22 protein-coding genes are annotated in these 16,289 nt (G+C 63.9%); 7 read left to right on the top strand and 15 right to left on the bottom strand.

Annotation, left to right across the window (positions count from 1 at the left end):
• Positions 1-4: 4 nt before the first annotated feature.
• The 7 genes from ASF26_RS20355 to ASF26_RS20325 form a co-directional block, all read right to left on the bottom strand.
• Positions 5-385 carry a head decoration protein gene (locus ASF26_RS20355; protein WP_056258496.1) on the bottom strand — a complete coding sequence of 127 codons (381 nt, stop codon included), beginning with the start codon at positions 383-385 and terminating at the stop codon, positions 5-7.
• A 2-nt stretch (positions 386-387) separates the two neighbouring features.
• The gene (locus tag ASF26_RS20350; protein ID WP_244476019.1) at positions 388-915 is read right to left on the bottom strand and encodes a hypothetical protein; all 528 of its coding nucleotides are present in this window, start codon (positions 913-915) and stop codon (positions 388-390) included.
• A gap of 125 nt (positions 916-1,040) precedes the next feature.
• A complete protein-coding gene (locus tag ASF26_RS20345) occupies positions 1,041-1,940 on the bottom strand; it encodes a S49 family peptidase (protein WP_056258490.1) in 900 nt (299 codons plus the stop codon).
• Positions 1,937-3,466 carry a phage portal protein gene (locus ASF26_RS20340; RefSeq protein WP_056258487.1) on the bottom strand — a complete coding sequence of 510 codons (1,530 nt, stop codon included), beginning with the start codon at positions 3,464-3,466 and terminating at the stop codon, positions 1,937-1,939. Before ASF26_RS20340 ends, ASF26_RS20345 begins: the two co-directional genes overlap by 4 nt.
• Positions 3,466-3,690, bottom strand: coding sequence for a hypothetical protein (locus tag ASF26_RS20335; protein ID WP_056258484.1), 225 nt, complete (start codon positions 3,688-3,690; stop codon positions 3,466-3,468). Before ASF26_RS20335 ends, ASF26_RS20340 begins: the two co-directional genes overlap by 1 nt.
• Before the next feature lie 3 nt (positions 3,691-3,693).
• On the bottom strand, positions 3,694-5,772 hold the full coding sequence (locus ASF26_RS20330) for a terminase gpA endonuclease subunit (RefSeq protein WP_056258479.1): 2,079 nt from the start codon (positions 5,770-5,772) through the stop codon (positions 3,694-3,696).
• Complete coding sequence (locus ASF26_RS20325) at positions 5,720-6,370, bottom strand: hypothetical protein (RefSeq protein ID WP_056258476.1); 651 nt, start codon at positions 6,368-6,370, stop codon at positions 5,720-5,722. The genes ASF26_RS20330 and ASF26_RS20325 overlap by 53 nt, the downstream gene beginning before the upstream one ends.
• A 314-nt stretch (positions 6,371-6,684) precedes the next feature.
• Between ASF26_RS20325 and ASF26_RS20320 the strand changes: the two genes are divergently transcribed.
• The 6 genes from ASF26_RS20320 (at position 6,685) to ASF26_RS22870 (ending at position 9,839) form a co-directional block, all read left to right on the top strand.
• Positions 6,685-6,939: a type II toxin-antitoxin system RelE/ParE family toxin gene (locus tag ASF26_RS20320; RefSeq protein ID WP_056258473.1), complete on the top strand. Its 255-nt coding sequence runs from the start codon at positions 6,685-6,687 to the stop codon at positions 6,937-6,939.
• A 32-nt stretch (positions 6,940-6,971) separates the two neighbouring features.
• Positions 6,972-7,346, top strand: a complete 375-nt coding sequence (locus ASF26_RS20315; RefSeq protein WP_056258471.1) for a helix-turn-helix transcriptional regulator — start codon at positions 6,972-6,974, stop codon at positions 7,344-7,346.
• A gap of 122 nt (positions 7,347-7,468) precedes the next feature.
• Positions 7,469-8,125, top strand: a complete 657-nt coding sequence (locus tag ASF26_RS20310; RefSeq protein WP_056258468.1) for a YoaK family protein — start codon at positions 7,469-7,471, stop codon at positions 8,123-8,125.
• A 97-nt stretch (positions 8,126-8,222) separates the two neighbouring features.
• On the top strand, positions 8,223-8,783 hold the full coding sequence (locus ASF26_RS22875) for a hypothetical protein (RefSeq protein WP_156463072.1): 561 nt from the start codon (positions 8,223-8,225) through the stop codon (positions 8,781-8,783).
• A 195-nt stretch (positions 8,784-8,978) separates the two neighbouring features.
• A complete protein-coding gene (locus tag ASF26_RS20305; protein WP_156463071.1) occupies positions 8,979-9,170 on the top strand; it encodes a hypothetical protein in 192 nt (63 codons plus the stop codon).
• A gap of 42 nt (positions 9,171-9,212) precedes the next feature.
• Positions 9,213-9,839 carry a hypothetical protein gene (locus tag ASF26_RS22870; RefSeq protein WP_156463070.1) on the top strand — a complete coding sequence of 209 codons (627 nt, stop codon included), beginning with the start codon at positions 9,213-9,215 and terminating at the stop codon, positions 9,837-9,839.
• A gap of 502 nt (positions 9,840-10,341) precedes the next feature.
• Here ASF26_RS22870 and ASF26_RS20300 read toward each other — a convergent pair.
• The 7 genes from ASF26_RS20300 to ASF26_RS20270 all read right to left on the bottom strand — a co-directional run bounded on the left by ASF26_RS20300 (position 10,342) and on the right by ASF26_RS20270 (position 15,139).
• Positions 10,342-11,055, bottom strand: a complete 714-nt coding sequence (locus ASF26_RS20300; protein ID WP_156463069.1) for a transcription termination/antitermination NusG family protein — start codon at positions 11,053-11,055, stop codon at positions 10,342-10,344.
• Between the two features lie 39 nt (positions 11,056-11,094).
• Positions 11,095-12,636, bottom strand: coding sequence for a DnaB-like helicase C-terminal domain-containing protein (locus tag ASF26_RS20295; RefSeq protein WP_056258460.1), 1,542 nt, complete (start codon positions 12,634-12,636; stop codon positions 11,095-11,097).
• A gap of 207 nt (positions 12,637-12,843) precedes the next feature.
• Positions 12,844-13,674: a hypothetical protein gene (locus tag ASF26_RS20290; RefSeq protein ID WP_156463068.1), complete on the bottom strand. Its 831-nt coding sequence runs from the start codon at positions 13,672-13,674 to the stop codon at positions 12,844-12,846.
• Entirely contained in the window at positions 13,671-13,943 is a 273-nt protein-coding gene (locus ASF26_RS20285) for a hypothetical protein (RefSeq protein WP_056258452.1), read from the bottom strand. Before ASF26_RS20285 ends, ASF26_RS20290 begins: the two co-directional genes overlap by 4 nt.
• A complete protein-coding gene (locus ASF26_RS20280) occupies positions 13,940-14,212 on the bottom strand; it encodes a DUF837 domain-containing protein (RefSeq protein ID WP_056258450.1) in 273 nt (90 codons plus the stop codon). Before ASF26_RS20280 ends, ASF26_RS20285 begins: the two co-directional genes overlap by 4 nt.
• A 116-nt stretch (positions 14,213-14,328) precedes the next feature.
• Positions 14,329-14,757: a hypothetical protein gene (locus ASF26_RS20275; RefSeq protein WP_056258447.1), complete on the bottom strand. Its 429-nt coding sequence runs from the start codon at positions 14,755-14,757 to the stop codon at positions 14,329-14,331.
• A 157-nt stretch (positions 14,758-14,914) separates the two neighbouring features.
• A complete protein-coding gene (locus ASF26_RS20270) occupies positions 14,915-15,139 on the bottom strand; it encodes a hypothetical protein (protein ID WP_056258444.1) in 225 nt (74 codons plus the stop codon).
• A 95-nt stretch (positions 15,140-15,234) separates the two neighbouring features.
• Here ASF26_RS20270 and ASF26_RS20265 point away from each other — a divergent pair, with 95 nt between their 5' ends.
• Positions 15,235-15,471 (top strand): hypothetical protein, encoded by a 237-nt coding sequence (locus ASF26_RS20265; protein ID WP_156463066.1) that lies wholly within the window; start codon positions 15,235-15,237, stop codon positions 15,469-15,471.
• A gap of 44 nt (positions 15,472-15,515) precedes the next feature.
• Here the strand turns inward: ASF26_RS20265 and ASF26_RS22305 are convergent, their stop codons facing one another.
• Positions 15,516-15,767: a hypothetical protein gene (locus ASF26_RS22305; protein ID WP_082477731.1), complete on the bottom strand. Its 252-nt coding sequence runs from the start codon at positions 15,765-15,767 to the stop codon at positions 15,516-15,518.
• Between the last annotated feature and the right edge of the window lie 522 nt (positions 15,768-16,289).

Here is a 16,289-nt window from a genome sequence, read left to right as displayed (position 1 = left end):
CGGCTTACGCTCCTTCGCGCACGATGATGCCCGCCGCCTTCAGCTGGCCGTTGGCCGCTGCGCGCTTCGCCGCATCGTTGATGGTGGGGCCGTAGGTGAGTCCGTTGTGGCTCACGACGGCGTGCCGCGAGACGATCACGGCCTTCTGGTCGGCGCTGGTGGCGTCGACAGCGGTGAACAGCACCGCATTCGCGGTCTGCGAGCCGTCGGAGCCGGTGGCTGCGGCCGGGACGTACTTGCCGGTGGCGGTCACCAGGGCGAGCACGGTTCCGGTCTTCAGCTTGCCGGCGCCGGCGGCGATGATGGCGGTATCGCGGCTGCGGTAGCTGGCGTCTTCGACCTTGAGCCAGTCGGAGCCAACCTGAGCGGTTTCGAGCAGGGCCATGATCAGGCGTCCTTCTTCAGGCCAGCGCGCTTGAGCTCACGCTCCATGCTGTTGGCGGATGCGGTGGGGCCGGCCGGGATGGCGGCGGGAACGTGGGAGGAGATCGAGGTCCGCTCCTCGCCCGCGACGAGCTTGTCGAAGAGGGCCGCCCGGACTTGCTCGACCGACTTGCCGTCGGCGAGCATGGTGGCAGCGAGGTCCTCGGGGATGCTCGCGTCCTTGCGGCGAGCAAGCGCGACGAGCTTCTGGGCCTCGCCGGCGGCGCCGATCCGCTTCTTGGCGTCATCGAGGGAGACGCCTTCGGCGAGGAGGGTCGCGGCCATATTCGGCACGCCGCCTTCGACACAGAGCCGCGCGATCTGCGAGGCGTCGGTGCGGTCGATCGAGGTGGTCGAGGTGCGATCCTTCTCGGCCTCGGCCGTCGCGATCTTGGCGTCGAGACTGGTGACCTGCGACGCGGCAGCGTCGAAGTCGCGCTGCTCGTCGTCGGTCATCGAGCGGCCGCGGGCTGCGGTCGCAAGTTCGTTCATACGGTCGGATGCCTTCGTGCGGTCGCGACGAAGGCCAGCGAGATCGCCAGACATTCCATTCTCCAGGGTGGTGAGGAGAGCGCCGAAGCGCCCGTGTCCCGGCTCTCGCCGTGGATGATCCGCGGCTACCGCCGCGCGGCTCTCGCCTGGCGCTCGTTCGACGCCGTGCGGGCCAATTCGGAATAGGTGCGCTCGTAGCTCTGGACGCGGTCGGCCATGCCGGCGGCAACCGCCTGGGCGCCGACCTTCACGCCGCCGCCGCCGAAGGATTCCTTGACCTTCGAAGCCGAGATGCCGCGACCGCGAGCGACGTCGGCGATGAACTGCGCCTCGATGCTGTCGAGGAGCGAGCGGATCTCCGCGACACCGTCCTCGGCTTGCGGGTCCGGACGCTTGTTCGGAGCGTTCGACGAGACGATCTCGATGGCGATCGAACCGGACGCGTCCGGCTCGACCTGCTTGGAGATGCCCGCCACCACGCCGATCGAGCCGAGGATGCCGGTCTTCTCGGTGGTGACTTCGCCCGCCGACGAGGCGATCCAGTACGCAGCTGAAGCTGCCGAACCCGAGACGTGGGCGATGACGCGCTTGCGGCCCCGGGTCGAGTAGATCTGATCGGCGAGGCTGTTGATGCCGGTCGGCGAGCCACCGGGCGAATCCACCAGCAGCATGATCGCGCCGATATCGGGGTGGGACTGTGCCAACCGCAGGTCGTTGGCGAGCATCGCCGCCGACACGCCGCCGGACATCTCAGTCATGAGATTGGCGCGCGGGAAGATCGGGCCGGTGATCGGGATGACCGCGACGCCGTCGGCGGTCGCCATGGCGTAGCGGGCTCCGTCGAGGCGGCGGGGCTGTCCGCCGATCACGGCGGCGAGGTCCTGGCGGAACCAGGCATCGCCCTCGCCAGCCCGACGATCGGCGCGTTCGATCCGGTCGAGGGTGGCGAGGCTCGCCATGAAGTGGAGATAGTCGGGACGGATCGCCCAGGGCTCACCCGTCAGCGCATGCAGGGCGCGAGTCATTCCGGCTCCTGGGTCGGTGGCGGGTTGGGGGCGTCCGGACCGTCGTCGGTCGCTGTCGCAGATGCGGACTTCTGCCGGCCGTCGCTGGTGTAGGTCAGACCCAAGGCGTCGGCCCGCTCGTTGTCACCGGCCTGCTCGGCGTCGACCGTCTCCGAGTCGTAGCCGCCCTCGGCAACCTTGCGGGTGCGCGTCGAGAGACCGGCCTGGATCTCCATGGTCTTGCCCTGAACGTCCTGGACGGGGTGGATGTACGGCCAGGCCTGCGGGATCCAGTTGACAGCGTAGGCGTCCTGCCGGGTCATCCCTTCAGGCAGGCGGAGCGCACCGGAGAGCAGCGCGAGGTCGATCCACCGGATCCAGATCGGCCGGCACAGCTGGAACACGACGAGGTGGTGCTGCCACTGCTCGACGGCGCGGCGGAAGTCATTGAGCGCGGCGCGCAGGGTCCGGTCGTTGAGCTGACTGTAGTCGCCGCTCAGGATCTCGTAGAGGAGCCCGCAGGCCGCCGCGACGCTGCGCTTCGACTCGCGGACGAACATCTCGAAGTTGGGTCCGACGTCCTTTGGGTCGCTGAAGGTCATGTCCTCGCCGTCGGCCAGCACCTGAATCGTGCCGGGCTCGAAGTCGAGGGTGGCCACACCGTCATCGTCACCCGGGTCAGTGCCGAGCGGCCCCTCCGATCCGTCGGAGAGCACCCGCTTCACGAAGCCGACGAGGCGGGCAGCGTTCTTCTTCCGGATCAGTTCGGCGTCGAGGTAGCCGTCAAGGTCGTAGAGGGTGCGCAGAGCGCGGGCGAGCCACGGTTCACCGCGATCCTGCCCGGGCCGCATGGCGCGGTAGAGGTGACAGATGTCGACCGCCGGAACGAGCACGGGCTCACCGAAGCCGGCTGCGACAACCCCATCGCCGGGATGCTCACGATAGAGATGATACCCCGTACGCTTGCCGATGGCGTCGTACTGGATGCCCTGCCGAATGCGGGCCGCCGCATCGGTCTTCAAATGCGGGCAGTGGTCGCCTTCGAGAAGCTGCAGCTGCAGCGGAACGGTCAGGCCATCCTCGGGCCGGCGGGTGCGCAGGCGGGTGAACGTCTCGCCGCCCTCGACCATGCCCCGGACCGCGAGGGCCTGCAGGCCGTAGAAGTCGTGCGCGCCGATGCTGTCGGCCTCGTCGGTCCATGCCAGAAACAGCTTCTGGATCCGGGCGCGGAAGGCTGCGTCCTCGGCTTTCCGCTTCTTCGCGGCAGGCTTGGACAGCCCTTCGACGGACCGCGCAGCCATGGAACGCGGCACGATGCCGGTACCGATGATGTTGGTGACGAGCCGGTCGACGGCGGCGCCGGCGTAAGGGTTCTTCCGCGCCTGGTCGCGCGACTTCCTCCGCAGCTCGTCGAGCGCGTAGACAATCGCCGAGTTCGGACCGTAGCTGCCCACCCGCCACGAGCGCGACCGCCGGCCGGAGCCGTTGGCAACATCGTAGGGCTGGCTTTCGCGCGCGACGGCGACGTCTTCTCCCGAGAGGTCCATCACCACCCGCTGCGGCTCGTGGTGACAATCTGACGGGTACGGCGGCGACCGCCCGCAGCCGCTTCCTGCGCGGCCTTCTGGCGCTCCAAGTCGGAGAGGGCCTGTCGCATCTCATCATAGCCGCGATAGGTCGCGCTGCCGGTGTCGGCGCTCTCCACGCGCAGTACGCCGCTGGACATGGATCGCTTGAGGTTCGCGATGCGCTTGTCGAGGTCGTCGGCCATTCGCTACCTCGTCGTTCTGCTTCGGACCTTGCTGCGGCGGCCAGCGGCGCGCTGAAGGTTCCGGGCCGCCAGCGAGCCGGCGGCGACTGTCGGTTGTTCGATCTCGGTCGGGACGATGACCCCGCCCCGCTCGACGCCGAGCGAAGCCTCCAGATCCCGCCAATGCACCTCACGCCACCGATCCCAGCCGCGCATGGCGGCGAGTCCACGGGCGTAGTTGGCGCAGTCGAGCACCTCGTTGCGCCGACCGCCGATCGGCACCCATTCGCGCCGTGTCCGGCCCCGGGTGACATGCGTGACGAGCTCTTCGGCCGTCAGCTGCTTCACCTGATCCTCGGTCACATCCTCAGGCAGGTGGACGAAGCCGGCCGGGAAGGGCCGTCCGTCCGGCGGGCGCTGCAGAGACAGGCATCCCATCAGCTCTTGCTTGGCGAACGAGGCGCCGACCCGGATCGTCTTCAGGCCGCGGCGCAGCTTTTTCCCCGCTGGGGTCGCATCCTTCGCGCCGACGCCGAGGAAGGCCGCCGCGTAGCTGTCCTGACCGTCGACGGCATGGACCGGACGGCCTGCCTGACGCCGGACGAAAGCGTAAACCTCGGCAGTGAAGCCACTGGAATCCACACCCCAATCCCGAACCGTCATTTCCGCGCCGCCCTCGTGCGGCCACGTCTCCGAGAACAGAGATTCGAGCTCGCTCCAAACCTCGGCGCGGTTCGTGTCGCCCGGAAGCACCCGGTGCTCGATGAGCCAGCGCTCGCGGTTGCGCCCGAAGGCCCAGATGCTCGCCTCGAGGCGGTCTTTCTGGACGTCGACGCCGCCGAACAGGATCAGGCCGCCGAACGGCACCGTCCCGCTGCGGTATCGCCCCTTGCGGGTGTAGACATCTTGCCAGTCCGGCGCGTCGGCGCCTTCCTTCCACGTCCTGGCAAGCTGCGTGTTGAAGAAGGTCCGCAAGGCCTCCGGTCCCCGACGTAGCGCGCGGGCGAATTTCGCCACCGTCTCGCGAATGGTCTGCTTCGGGGCGTAGAGCTTCGACGCCTGGAACCCAGCATGGTCGTTCGGCACCGCCTCGGTGCCACAATGGATGCACAAGGCCCTTCGAACGCCGTAGGCCTCAGGCGCCCAGCGCTCCGGAGACTGGTTTTCGCCGCAGCAGGTGAACGACCGGGTCTGCCGCCACTCGATCTTACGGAGCGCCACGAGCCGCTGAGGCTCGGTCATCGGATGTTCGCAGGCCACGCATTCGTAGCGGGCTGTTTCCGCCCGGATCTTGCCGTCCTCGCCCTTGTCGAAGCGGACCTGCTCCCACTCCAAGGGGTGCCAGCCATGACAGCCAGGGCACTCGACGAACGCTTTGCGCTGATCGCTCTCCTCATAGGAGGATTCGATCGCGCTGCGGCCCGCCACCGTGGGCGAACAGGCCCGCACAGACAGGCTGTTGGCCTTGAACTCGGCCTGGCGCTCCTCGGCAAGGTCGATGGGCGAGCCCTCGCCGCCGGCGGAAAGTGGATACTTATCGATCTCGTCACAGGTGAGCAGCCGGATCGGCCGCATCGCGAGGTTGGTTGGGCTGTTCGAGCCGACGAGCGTAATGTGCCCGCCGGGGAACTGCTTGTGGGTCAGGGTCGCGCCGGCATCCCGTGACTTCGAATCCCCGAAGATCTCCCGCAGGACCGCAGTGTCGCGGATCATCGGCGCCAGCCGGTCCTTCGAGAAGGTCTCGGCCGCGTCGTCTTTCGGCTGGACCACCAGGATCGGGCACGGGTCGATGTGCATGAACCGGCCGAGGATATTCTCGATCACGGTCGTCTTGAGGAGCTGCGTACATGCCATCAGGGTGATGACGCTGACGCCCGGCTCGGTCGCTGCGAGCATCGGACCGCGGGCCACCTCGACCCGGGAGACGATGAAACGACCGCCGTTCGACGATTCCTTGCTCAGCCTGCGGTAGCGCTCGGCCCACTGGACCACGTCGAGGTTCGGGGTCGGAGTCGCCCCCTTCCGCCAGGCCTTCGCGAGGCTCTCGGTATCAAGCGAACTCGGCCGAGGGTTCTCCGAGCTCGGAGAGATGCTGTTTGACATGCGCGTTCAGGATCGTCGTCAGCGCACGGGGGTCGACCTTCAGCTCGTCTGCCATCACCACCGCGATCCGCGCCGGCCAGGACTGCCAAGCATCGCGGTAATCACGGGCGGTGTCGAAGAACAGCTTCTCGGCCGCCTCGCGATCGACGAGCTTCTTGTCGTTCTTCTCGACCTCCTGCTTGCGCTGGAGGCCCAGGAAATTCTCCTTGCGCCGGATCGCGTCCGGCAGCGTCAGGTTCGTCGGGTCGAGCAGCCCTATGTCCTCGGTCTCGTCGTCGCTGTCCGGAAGAGCCGCCGGCCTCGGCATCGCCTCGCCGAGCTTCTGCCAGGTGTCAGGCTTTGGCTTCGCTGGTGCCGTTGGCTCGCGCGCCGAAGTGTTACCGGTAACGGCTCGGATCGGGCGGTGGGTAACACCTCCTCGGTAGTTCGCAGGGCGCTGATCCAGGTTCCATTCCGACGCCTCGACGTCGATCAAACCCACATCAGAAACTACCAGTAAGCCTTTCTGTTTCCAGCCAGTTACGGCTTTTCGGGACACCCCGCGCCGACGAGCGAAGTCGGCTTGGTTTAGGAACTTTGGCCCGCTCGCGTCGCTCATCCCGGCTGTTACCTGTTACCGTGTTACCGGGTTTTCGGACCCTGGCGCTAGAAACATCTGGGGGCCCGACCACCCGTATAGACCTGACCCTCCCAGGGTCCCCCGGCCCTAGGACGGGCGTCCCACCAGGCGGTGAGGGGATGGACAGCTCGCATCACGGCGTCTGCCGCCTTAGAGGCTGGGATGGCCGTGCGGTTGTCTAGAGTTCTGATGCAGGGCTTGAGGGTATGAGAGGCGAGACATCGCACCGACCCCGCAGCATGAATTAGCAATTTGCTATTGCTCTATCGGTAGCAATCTGCTACATAATCAGCATGCGCCAGATCACCTACACCAAGGAAGCGACCAAGACGCTGGGCCGGATGCCGACCAACGTCTCAACGCTGATCCGCGCGAAGGTGAAGCAGTACGCTGAGGATCCCGAGTCGCTGGCAAACAACGTCAAGACGCTGCAGGGCTACGAGAACCGCCTCCGTCTTCGGGTTGGAGACTGGCGCGTCCTCTTCAACGAAACCGGCGAAGTCGTCGCCGTCCTGAAGGTTGCCCCACGAGGGGAAGCCTACGACTGAAACCACCCCGGCTTGTCCTTATAGGAATCGCCATGAACGCTCAGACCATCATCACCCCTGCGGGGGAACGTCTCGTCCTCATCCCCGAAGCCGAGTATGCCGCCCTTGTCGAAGCAGCCGAGGATGCCGCCGACAACGCTGCATTCGACCGTATCGAGAAGCGTCTCGCCTCCGGTGAGGAGGAGCTCATCCCCTCCGATATCGTAGACCGCCTTCTCGATGGCGAAAACCGTGTTCGCGTTTGGCGCGAGTATCGCGGTATGTCGGCCAAAGAGCTTGCCGCTAAGGCCGGTATCGCAAAGCCCTTCCTCTCTCAGATCGAGACGGGGAAGCGCGAAGGCACCGTAGATACCCTTCGGAAGATTGCCGATGCGCTATCGCTGACTATCGACGATCTGGTGGGATGATGGTTGCGGTGCCCGGATTCAAACCGAGCACCTCCAGGCGGTGAGCGTGAGGGCTTGTGAGGTAGGCGATGGCGAGGTGGTAGGGATAAGCTGCCTCTTACGAACCCGCTGAAACGAGCAACATGAACCGACCGTCGCAACTTACCTTCGGCCTGCTGCTCACCGGGCTGGCCGGCTACATCGACGCGATAGGGTTCATCCAGCTGACCGGGCTCTACACATCGTTCATGAGCGGCAACACCACCCAGATGGGGGTGTCCATCTCTCATGGTGCGGTGGACGGCATCGTAAGGCCGGCCGTCTTGATCGCCACGTTCCTCCTCGGGTCGACCATTGCCAGTGGCCTGTCGATCGTCACGCCCGCGCCCTGGAAGACGACGATCGTTTTGACCTACGAGGCCATCCTGGTCTTCGGAGCGTTCGCCCTTGGGCTGCAGCTGCCAGATCTAGGCCTGGTGTCGTTCTTCCTGGCTCTTGCCATGGGGGCGCAGAACGCGGTTCTCGGCTCGGTGCAAGGCTTTCGAGCAGGAACGACCTTCGTCACAGGAGCTCTGTTCAGCCTCGGTCAGAAGATCGCCGCCGCCTTCACCAAGACGGGGCCGCCCCTGGGCTGGGTCGGTGATGCCGCAGTCTGGTTGGCCCTACTGATCGGAGCCATTGGCGGAGCCGCTGTCTACGGCACCATCGGCATCTTCGCCCTTGTCTTCCCTGCTGCCCTAACAGCCTGCCTCGCGTGTATGGCCGCGCTATTCGCTAGGGCGCATCAGGTTAGGGCCTGAAGGAAGGCCGCATAGATGGCGAGCGGTGAGTCTCAATCATTCCGCCGTTCGCGCATCCGTTGTCTCGATGCGAGGCTTCATAGTCGGGAGGCGAGCGATGAAATCTGATCCTGAAACAATGAACGAGCAGTTCCGGGCGGACTGGTCACGGTTCCATCCAAACCAAGAGCCAACAGGATGGCTTCTGAGGGCCAGACCAATTCCCTGGGTCCGATTTCATGCTCTTCCTGAATCCAAGCGCTATGCCGAGGATGCAGCCGAACGCGCGACGATACTCGCCCGAGCATATATTCTTGCGGCCGAGGTGCTTGGCGAGGGCGCACCTTGTTGGATGATCGCGTCTTATTATTGGTTCGGAGAGAAAGCTGCTGAGGGCGGGCCTACCTTGGAGTGGGTGTATAACGATGATGATGAGGATCTCGGCATATTGCGTAGCGAGGTCAGCTTGATCGAATGGCGTTCAGGTGCACACGACACGTCACTTATGTCGATTGCCGACAGGCAAACAGCTCATGAGGTTTGGATGGCCAGAGCCACGGGGGAGATCTTTGCGCCATACGATGGCGGCTTTGACCTCTTCCCATCTGACTGGGCGCGCGTGGCCGTCCTGAAGACAAAATGGGCCAGCTGGCTTTCCTCATATCCTGGAGGTTTATGAGGTCGAACTACCGCCCATCTTTCTCTGGCTTCGCCACACAGCAGGTACCGGAACAGCCGTGCGGGTGTCTAGGGTTCCTAGGCTAGGCTTGAGAGTGGTGAGATGGGCCACCGCTCAATCCCCACCACCACACGAGCCGCCATCGCTGGATGACGAACCACTGTCAGAAGGCGAGTAGTCTGCAGAATGGGGGACATGACGGCCAGCGCCGGACACGCCGAGCGACCAAGGGTAGCTTTCACCGATGCCGGCCGAGTCATTGTTGAAGCGGGCGAGCCGGGCGCGATCCTCGGCTTCACGCTTGCGCTTCTGTTCGTCCTCGCCGGGCTGTCGAACAGCATCTACGCGCTTGAACATGCTTGCGTGCACGCCTGTCGAGATGGATGATCCGAACGGTATTGTTATCACTTCACACCTCAAGGCGGGCAAATGGTCCAGCTTATTGTTTATCCGTTAGAAGATTTTCCGCTCGATCACCCGGCGCTGCAGTCCATTCTATCTAGTATTGGTGATGCACCTCAAGTATTATTGGTTCTAAGAAAAGGAAATATGCCAGCTGGATCATGCTATACAAACGTGGATAAGAATGTAAAAAATAGTGGAGGCAGTATAATATTTGGTTGGATGATCGAATGGTTCCCTGGTGTATTCATAAACGCAATGCATCATGCTGTTTGGCAAAGACCAGATGGGAGTTTTATTGACGTTACCGCACCACAAAATCGCATTGACACCGAAGGAGCGGAAACAACTTTTGTTGTCGACAGTACAATATCAGTGAACTTAGACGCACCTCTACCTGTTACCGATAGACACGCGGTGCTAGTCAAGGACAAAGATTTACTTGAAGCCATCAAATACTATAGAATAAACAATAACGCGCGGAGAGAATTGCTGGAAACAGCAGCAAAGGATCCTCGTTACGTTTTAAGCCCAGCTGGGCTTTCTGGTCCGCCGCCGAACGAAACATATCCAAAAATAAATTCTACAATGAATGACTCTTTTTCCAAGATCCACTTTTATAGAAGAAGAGTTTTACGGAGATATAGCAAGTAAGCGACGGCCTCGCACGTCCGTTTTATGCCTTTAAGATTGAGGGCCACGCTCCTTTTGCAGGTAAGGGGTTGATGCGGGCGGGAACTGACAGCGGGGTACCGACGGCTGTGACGGCGCTTCTCACCGTGGAGGATTGCTCTGCCCGCGCCCCGAACCTATCGAGTTTAGCCCGCCAGACGATAAACTGGGCTAAACTCGCTCAATCTCTGATCTCCGGGGCGGCAACCCTGCGATCGCAGTGCATGCCCGAATGATGGTTGCGGCGGTCGGATTCGAACCGAGGACCTTCAGGTTATGAGCTTGGCGCGCTACCGGACTGCGCTAAGCTACGTCGAAACTGTTCGATGCTCTGACCCCATTAGGGTTCAAGCAGTACCCCAATGGGGTCAGGGCTGTGGAACCAGCCTCCAAAGTGGAGAAGCGGTCTGACCCGTCTCCGTCGCGGCTTAACGTCGATCCCTGGGCGGGAGAGTACAGCGGTGACCGTGCGTAATCCGATATATTACACGACCTGCACTTGCGCAATGTCCAGATCCACCGGCGATGCGCGGCCAAAGATCGAAACGCACACCTTTACGCGGTCGTGGGGCAGGATCTCCTCGACGATTGCCGGGAAGCTGGCGAACGGGCCATCAATGACGAGGATCTGCTGGCCGACCGCAATACCCATCGGCTCCACGATCTCACCCTTGGCGATCCTGTCTACGAACCGCTGAAGGCCTTCGGCATTGAGACGAGCAGGCTTCAGGACAGGCCCAGAGACGTTGCCTTCCAGCGACTTGTCCTCGACGGGGTAGCAAACGATCTCGGCAATGCCTGGCCGGTCCTTGGCGACGGCGAGATGCCCCGCGTCCTTCACCCCAATAAACACCGTGCGGATCAGCATCGGCGTGCGTCGGACGACACGACGGCCGCGGCGTACGACGACTTCCGAAGCGCGGGGCTGGTAAGTCACGACCTCGGCCGCCTGCAACGCCTCCAGGGCCCGCACGCCCATCCGAGGCGTGGTCTTGGCGATGTACCAGCACAGGGTCGGATCAATCGTTGGCGAGGCCACACCGCAGATGGGGTCGGCAGCGCTGCGGGCGCTGGCAGCCTTCGTCGCGGAGCCGAGACTAGCGCCCATACCCGACGATGCGCGGCGCTCTGCCCTTCGCTCGTCGCGACGCTGCCGGCGCTCTCGTTCACGCTGCCGCTTGCCCTTGGTGCGAGCCATGGAGTTCTCCCTTGGAATCGGATGGGGTGCGTTTGTGGCTCAGGCCACGAACTGGCGGAGCTCGTCGTCAAACATCAGCGACACGTCGCCGATCTTGCCGGTCTCGTGGAACTTGACCTTGCGGATACCGACATTGGCGATGCGGTCGTGCGGCGAGGCACGGTGGATCACCACACCGATCTCGGCCTTGTTCGCCCAGGTCGCACCATCGGCGATGTCGTAGAGGGACATCGGCTCGCCACTCCGGACCGATAGGCCGGCAGACTTCGTCGGGTGAGCCACCACGACTGTGCAAACGTCGTAGCTGTGCGCGAACCGCTTCAGCAGGCGGATGGCCCGGTTGGTGTAGTCGGCGACGTTCTCGCCGGGTCGGCGCTTGTGCTCGACCTCGTTCCAGGGATCGAGGAGGAGCATGGAGATGCCCTCGCGGACGACGGCGTCGGCGGCCCTATCGATCACCCACTGGACGTCAGCCTCGGTGTCCTCGTCGTCCGGAGCAAGGGCGATGAAAACAAAGTGCTCGTCGATGAACCGCCTGCATCCGTCGCATTCAGCCTTGGTCCAGAGGTTGCGCGGCTTCTGAAGCATGAAGCCGAGCAGCATGTTCTCCAGGATCGGGCGGACATGCATCTCGAAGGAGGCGATGGCGATCCGCCAGTTGTGCCCCGTCGCCATGTTCATCGCGATCTGGGTCATCAGGGCGGTCTTGCCGCCACCGGGCAGGCCGCTGACCACCACGAAGGCTCCGCGGTAGAGCCGCATGTGATGGTCCAGTTCGCGGAATCCTGTGGTCAGGGCAAGGAGGGGAGGACGCTCCGGAAAGTCGGAGAGCTTGTAGAGGCCTTTCACCGGGAAGGGCTTCGCCTGTTCGATGCAGGCCATGACGGCGTCGGTACCGAAGTGCTGGAGCACCTCGTTCAGATCCTTCACCGGCCGGAGCACGCCGTCTGCATCCGCCACACAAGGCTCTGCCGGATAGCTGACGAGGCAGCATCGGGACCGGCCAAGCCTGCGGGCGAGTTCCTGTCCGAGACGACGGCCCGGCTCATCGTTGTCGACGGCGAGGACGAACCGCTTCACCCGCTTCAGGCGGTCCCAGTTGTTGAAGACGTAGCGGTACTTATCGTCGTGCTCGGGCACCACGTCGTCGGCATTGTCCGGGACCTCGACAAGGTTGCCCTGCTCGTCCCGTGCCGGTGGGGCGCCGTCGGGCACTGAGACGGAGAAGGGATGGCCGGATTGGACGGCAGCGACCGTGTCCAACTCGCCCTCGGTTATGACCACCGGCGCCTGACCATTCTGAACGGCCGGGTCATCGAGAACGGCGAAGTTGAAGAACGTCTTGCGGGCACCGGCACGCTGCCAGAACCGTTTCTTGCCGGCCGTATCCCGCCCCCGGTACTTGGCGTTCACCTCCTCGCCGCCGTCGAGATACGGGAAGACCAGGATGTTGCCGGCGGCGTCAGGAACCGGATCGCCACCCTGAGCGCGCTTGGCGCTGTAGATCCCCAAACGTGAGGCGGTCTCGCTGTCGAGGGCCCGGCTTTCGAGCCAGGCGATTGCCGTTGGGTTGAGGGTCATCGCTGAAATACTTTCCGCCGCTCAGATCGCAGTTGAGGCATCGAAACCCGACGCCACCGGCGTCGATCGTGACGCCGAGGGATCGGCGTCGGCGGTTGGCTGCGTGCTTGGCGGTGACCGAGCATCGAGGGCAGATCGCGTAGTGCCGGCCGGGGGATGTCGACCGCAGGACGACCCCGAATTCGCGAAGGATCTCATCGATCGATCTCACGGCACGTAGCCGTAGGGCTTTGGCCGCGGTGCCTCGGCCTTCGCCTTGGCCTCAAGTCTGAACTGCTCTGCCGCGAGCCGCGCCTCCCGTTCTCGCTTGGCCAGGGCACCGGGCACGGCAAAGAACCAGTTGGCCTGCTCGCCAGCCCAACCGGTCAGCCCGGTGAGCTCGGACCGAAGGCTGATGTTGGGGAACGCCGCTTCCCATTTCAGGAAATCGGGCTGGGTCAGCCGGATGACGCCGCTCTCGAAAAAATACCGGCTCGTCTTGGCCGCCGATCGCGAAGCGGCGGCGGGAGTCCCAGTCTCAGGTTTTTCAGGATTAGGCTCGGGTGTTTCTTCTCCACCCTTCCCCTTCATCCTACATCCTTCATCCTCCATCTGAGAGCCGCATTCGGAACCTGTTCCGGGTGAGTTCGGAACTCGTTCGGAACCGGATGCGAACCGCTTCCGTCCTGTGGTGGCGTCAGGGCGGGATCCATCGCCATTGAAGCCGGCGTAGTTCCGAAGGGCGTCGGGCAGCGGATGAATGTCTTTCGGTGATTTGGGCCGCTGATGTTTCACGAAGTTGCGGACGACGCCGTAGGAGCGGCCGGCCTCGAAACGCTGGACGCATCCCGCATCGACCAGCTCCTGAAGCAATGGCTCGACGCTGATCGTTGCCGCGGGCATCAGGCGCATTTTGAGAGTGAGAGGCTTCCACTCGAAGACGCCCTGGTCATCAGCCTCGCACCAGAGGCCGATCCAAAGCACTTGCGCAGGCGCAGATAGGGAGACGAAAGCTTCGTCGGTGAAGAGCCCCGGATGGATTGAACGAATACGGCTCATGGCTGAATCCTCTTCTGGCCCTGGCGCCATTGCGTCAGTTCGTTGCGGAGTTCGGCAATCTCATCTTCGAGATCGAGGAAACGACGCTCATCCGCGTTCAGGAAGGAGCGCATGAAGGTTCGGTAGGCCTCACCGACGAGGCGATGGAGTTCGAAGTCCTCGCTGTCTCGGGATTGCCGGCGGAGGTCTTCGTAGGTGCGGAACAGAGCGGCTTGGCTCAGCTCCTTTGCTTCCAGCTTCTTTGTGAGGCTGTCGGGCAACTTGCTCATGCCGGCCCACCCCCACGCATTCGACCGCGGAGGCGGATGTTCTCGGCACTGAGCCGGGCGATCTCGTCTTCGAGGTCGAGATGCGTCTGCTCGTCGGCAGCCAGATGGGCCCGCATGAAGGCGGTGTAGGCGTCGACCGCCGCGCGATGGTCGGCGATGTCCTCGCTCTGATGAGCGCGTCGCTTGGCGTCCACCCAGCGATCGAAGAGGGCGCCCCGATACGCCTTCACGCGCTCGGGGATGGGGGGTGACGAGGCAGCAAGGGGCATCGGCCAAAGCTCCAAGGTTCGGGAGCGCCGTGTTCGGGCGTGAGGGATGAGGACGGCGAAGCGCTATGAGCGGGTCAGGCCGGCGGCGGCTGGGCGTGGGTCAGCGGGATCATCGCTCAGTGTCCCTGATCCAGGGGGCGATCATGATCGCGAGGCCCGAAGCCCAGCGCAGGATCATCCGAGCGATCCACGTCCGGGCCCGGAAGGCCCAGGGCCGCGTCGGCGGTGGCGAGGAGGGAAAGGACGGACCTGTGCTCATTGCGCGCCTGCTCCGTTGCACGAGCGTCTCGCGCTGCTTCTCTGAGGCGATCCATCTCTTCCGAGCGGATCGAGCGGGCTTCGTTGTGCCAGATGCCCCGCACCCGGCGGTCGTTCAGTCCCGTGGTGCGGGCCACACGGGAGAGCGCAGCCTTCACGTTCTCGCCGAGCCGCATGGGGCCGGCGATCAACTCCACCAGATACCGGGCCTCGGCCTGAGAGCTCATGGCGACAGCCTCGCGGGCCTTGGGTGATTTACCCGCATTCTCGGGTGACTTGCCCAACATCTCGGGTGGCTCCTCTGGTCTTGTGGTGTTCGACCACGACGGGAGACCAGAGGATGAGAAGCGACGTTGGGGGTCGGAACGAAGGACAGGCTGACGGACGCGGCGCCTTGGCGGGAGAGCGCGGACGGCAGGAACAGGGTGGGACGAGCGGAAACGATCACGACATGGCCTCCGCAGGTGCGCGGCGGTTCGTCAGCGGCTGCAGGTCAGCGGATCTGACCCTGCCGCCGGTGACCTCCTCGATACGGGCGGCAACCCGCACCGAGGGGCCACGGGTCCGGAAGCGCAGCTTCCTCACGCCGTACTCGGAGATGTCGCCGATCTTCTCGGCCATCTCCGAGTCGGACAGGTCCTCGGAGCGCATGAAGTCCTTGAGCAGCATCAGGCAGCGAGCCTCCCTGCAGGGGGAGGGGGCATTCGACACGGACGTCCAAGGGACGAGGAAGGAAGGCCGCGATGGGCACGCCGGAAGAAGACATGTTCGATATCCAACTGGAAAGTATCGAACGAGAGTTGGACGTCGATCTCGGTGGGGAGACGCTGGAGATCGAATTCGCGTTCAGCCGTACTGGCTGCCGGGGGCATGCGAGGGTCAGCATCGAGGCGGATTCGGTGACCACCACCGAGATCGTCCCGTTCGGTATGAGCGACCTGCATCTGGCCTTCGCTGCCCTGGCGGAACAGACGAAGGCGTGGCGGATCGAGATGACCTGAGCCGAACGAGAGGCGGTGCGGCGGTGTCGACGAACCTGATGTGATCACGCGATGCCCTCCGCGCTGCCTGTCGGAGGGGAAAGAAGCGAGATCAGATGGCGGCAGTCTTCACCGTCCAGCCGGAACCGGTAGCGCTCGATGCCATCGTCGCGAACGACGACATGCCTAGCGTTGTCGTCCTCGGCGAGCCCATGCACACTCAGGGTTGTCAGGACGGGGCGCCATGAGGCGAGCCCCGTATCGTCCCTGATCAAGGTGTGAGGCGGCGGTATGATTGGTGTGTCTGTGTCGGACATCCTGAAGGTCCTCGATCAGGTGCCGGGCTGGAAGGCCGTCATGGGCCTCCCGAAGCGGCTGCAGGAGTTGGAGGATCGCGTCGCGGCTTTGGAGGGAAAGCCGACAGCAAAAGCGGCCGAGGCCTGCCCGCTTTGCGAGTCGCCGATGAAGGTGACGCGCGTCGAAGAACATCCAGTCTTTGGAATTCTCGGAGCTAAGGAGCACACACTGACATGCACCGGGTGCACGCACACAGAGACACGGCGGGTAGATCCGTCAAAGCCACGGTGAATGGAGCTTTTGACACTCGAGCAGGTAGCATGCGGCCTGCTGCAGGGTTCGGTTCCCACCCCTTCCGTGAAGCCGCCGGAACCAAAGACGGGGTCGACCGCCGAAGGTTCCGAGCCATCGACGCTGAGACCGTCGCGGACGCCCTGGCGGTACTGATGGTGGACTTGGCCAGCGCTTTGCCCGGAGTGGATAGACGGGAGGTGCTGGAGCGGTTGGCGAACCGGCTCGATGACCGAGGACGAACACCGGAC

The sequence above is a fragment of the Methylobacterium sp. Leaf93 genome (genome assembly GCF_001422345.1).
Taxonomy (GTDB): domain Bacteria; phylum Pseudomonadota; class Alphaproteobacteria; order Rhizobiales; family Beijerinckiaceae; genus Methylobacterium; species Methylobacterium bullatum.
The sequence above is the reverse complement of the archived record's forward strand: the minus strand, read 5'-3'. Positions and strand labels throughout refer to the sequence as shown.

Excerpts from the sequence above, each read along its gene's own strand:
- ASF26_RS20305 (WP_156463071.1), top strand. The coding sequence starts at position 8,979 with ATGACGGCCAGCGCCGGACACGCCGAGCGACCAAGGGTAGCTTTCACC.
- ASF26_RS22870 (WP_156463070.1), top strand. The coding sequence starts at position 9,213 with ATGGTCCAGCTTATTGTTTATCCGTTAGAAGATTTTCCGCTCGATCAC.
- ASF26_RS22875 (WP_156463072.1), top strand. The coding sequence starts at position 8,223 with ATGAAATCTGATCCTGAAACAATGAACGAGCAGTTCCGGGCGGACTGG.
- ASF26_RS20275 (WP_056258447.1), bottom strand. The coding sequence starts at position 14,757 with ATGTTGGGCAAGTCACCCGAGAATGCGGGTAAATCACCCAAGGCCCGC.
- ASF26_RS20300 (WP_156463069.1), bottom strand. The coding sequence starts at position 11,055 with ATGGCTCGCACCAAGGGCAAGCGGCAGCGTGAACGAGAGCGCCGGCAG.
- ASF26_RS20290 (WP_156463068.1), bottom strand. The coding sequence starts at position 13,674 with ATGAGCCGTATTCGTTCAATCCATCCGGGGCTCTTCACCGACGAAGCT.
- ASF26_RS20350 (WP_244476019.1), bottom strand. The coding sequence starts at position 915 with ATGAACGAACTTGCGACCGCAGCCCGCGGCCGCTCGATGACCGACGAC.
- ASF26_RS20280 (WP_056258450.1), bottom strand. The coding sequence starts at position 14,212 with ATGCCCCTTGCTGCCTCGTCACCCCCCATCCCCGAGCGCGTGAAGGCG.
- ASF26_RS20315 (WP_056258471.1), top strand. The coding sequence starts at position 6,972 with ATGAACGCTCAGACCATCATCACCCCTGCGGGGGAACGTCTCGTCCTC.
- ASF26_RS22305 (WP_082477731.1), bottom strand. The coding sequence starts at position 15,767 with ATGTCCGACACAGACACACCAATCATACCGCCGCCTCACACCTTGATC.
- ASF26_RS20345 (WP_056258490.1), bottom strand. The coding sequence starts at position 1,940 with ATGACTCGCGCCCTGCATGCGCTGACGGGTGAGCCCTGGGCGATCCGT.
- ASF26_RS20330 (WP_056258479.1), bottom strand. The coding sequence starts at position 5,772 with ATGTCAAACAGCATCTCTCCGAGCTCGGAGAACCCTCGGCCGAGTTCG.
- ASF26_RS20285 (WP_056258452.1), bottom strand. The coding sequence starts at position 13,943 with ATGAGCAAGTTGCCCGACAGCCTCACAAAGAAGCTGGAAGCAAAGGAG.
- ASF26_RS20310 (WP_056258468.1), top strand. The coding sequence starts at position 7,469 with ATGAACCGACCGTCGCAACTTACCTTCGGCCTGCTGCTCACCGGGCTG.
- ASF26_RS20335 (WP_056258484.1), bottom strand. The coding sequence starts at position 3,690 with ATGGCCGACGACCTCGACAAGCGCATCGCGAACCTCAAGCGATCCATG.
- ASF26_RS20355 (WP_056258496.1), bottom strand. The coding sequence starts at position 385 with ATGGCCCTGCTCGAAACCGCTCAGGTTGGCTCCGACTGGCTCAAGGTC.
- ASF26_RS20325 (WP_056258476.1), bottom strand. The coding sequence starts at position 6,370 with ATGAGCGACGCGAGCGGGCCAAAGTTCCTAAACCAAGCCGACTTCGCT.
- ASF26_RS20320 (WP_056258473.1), top strand. The coding sequence starts at position 6,685 with ATGCGCCAGATCACCTACACCAAGGAAGCGACCAAGACGCTGGGCCGG.
- ASF26_RS20265 (WP_156463066.1), top strand. The coding sequence starts at position 15,235 with ATGTTCGATATCCAACTGGAAAGTATCGAACGAGAGTTGGACGTCGAT.
- ASF26_RS20340 (WP_056258487.1), bottom strand. The coding sequence starts at position 3,466 with ATGGACCTCTCGGGAGAAGACGTCGCCGTCGCGCGCGAAAGCCAGCCC.
- ASF26_RS20295 (WP_056258460.1), bottom strand. The coding sequence starts at position 12,636 with ATGACCCTCAACCCAACGGCAATCGCCTGGCTCGAAAGCCGGGCCCTC.
- ASF26_RS20270 (WP_056258444.1), bottom strand. The coding sequence starts at position 15,139 with ATGCTGCTCAAGGACTTCATGCGCTCCGAGGACCTGTCCGACTCGGAG.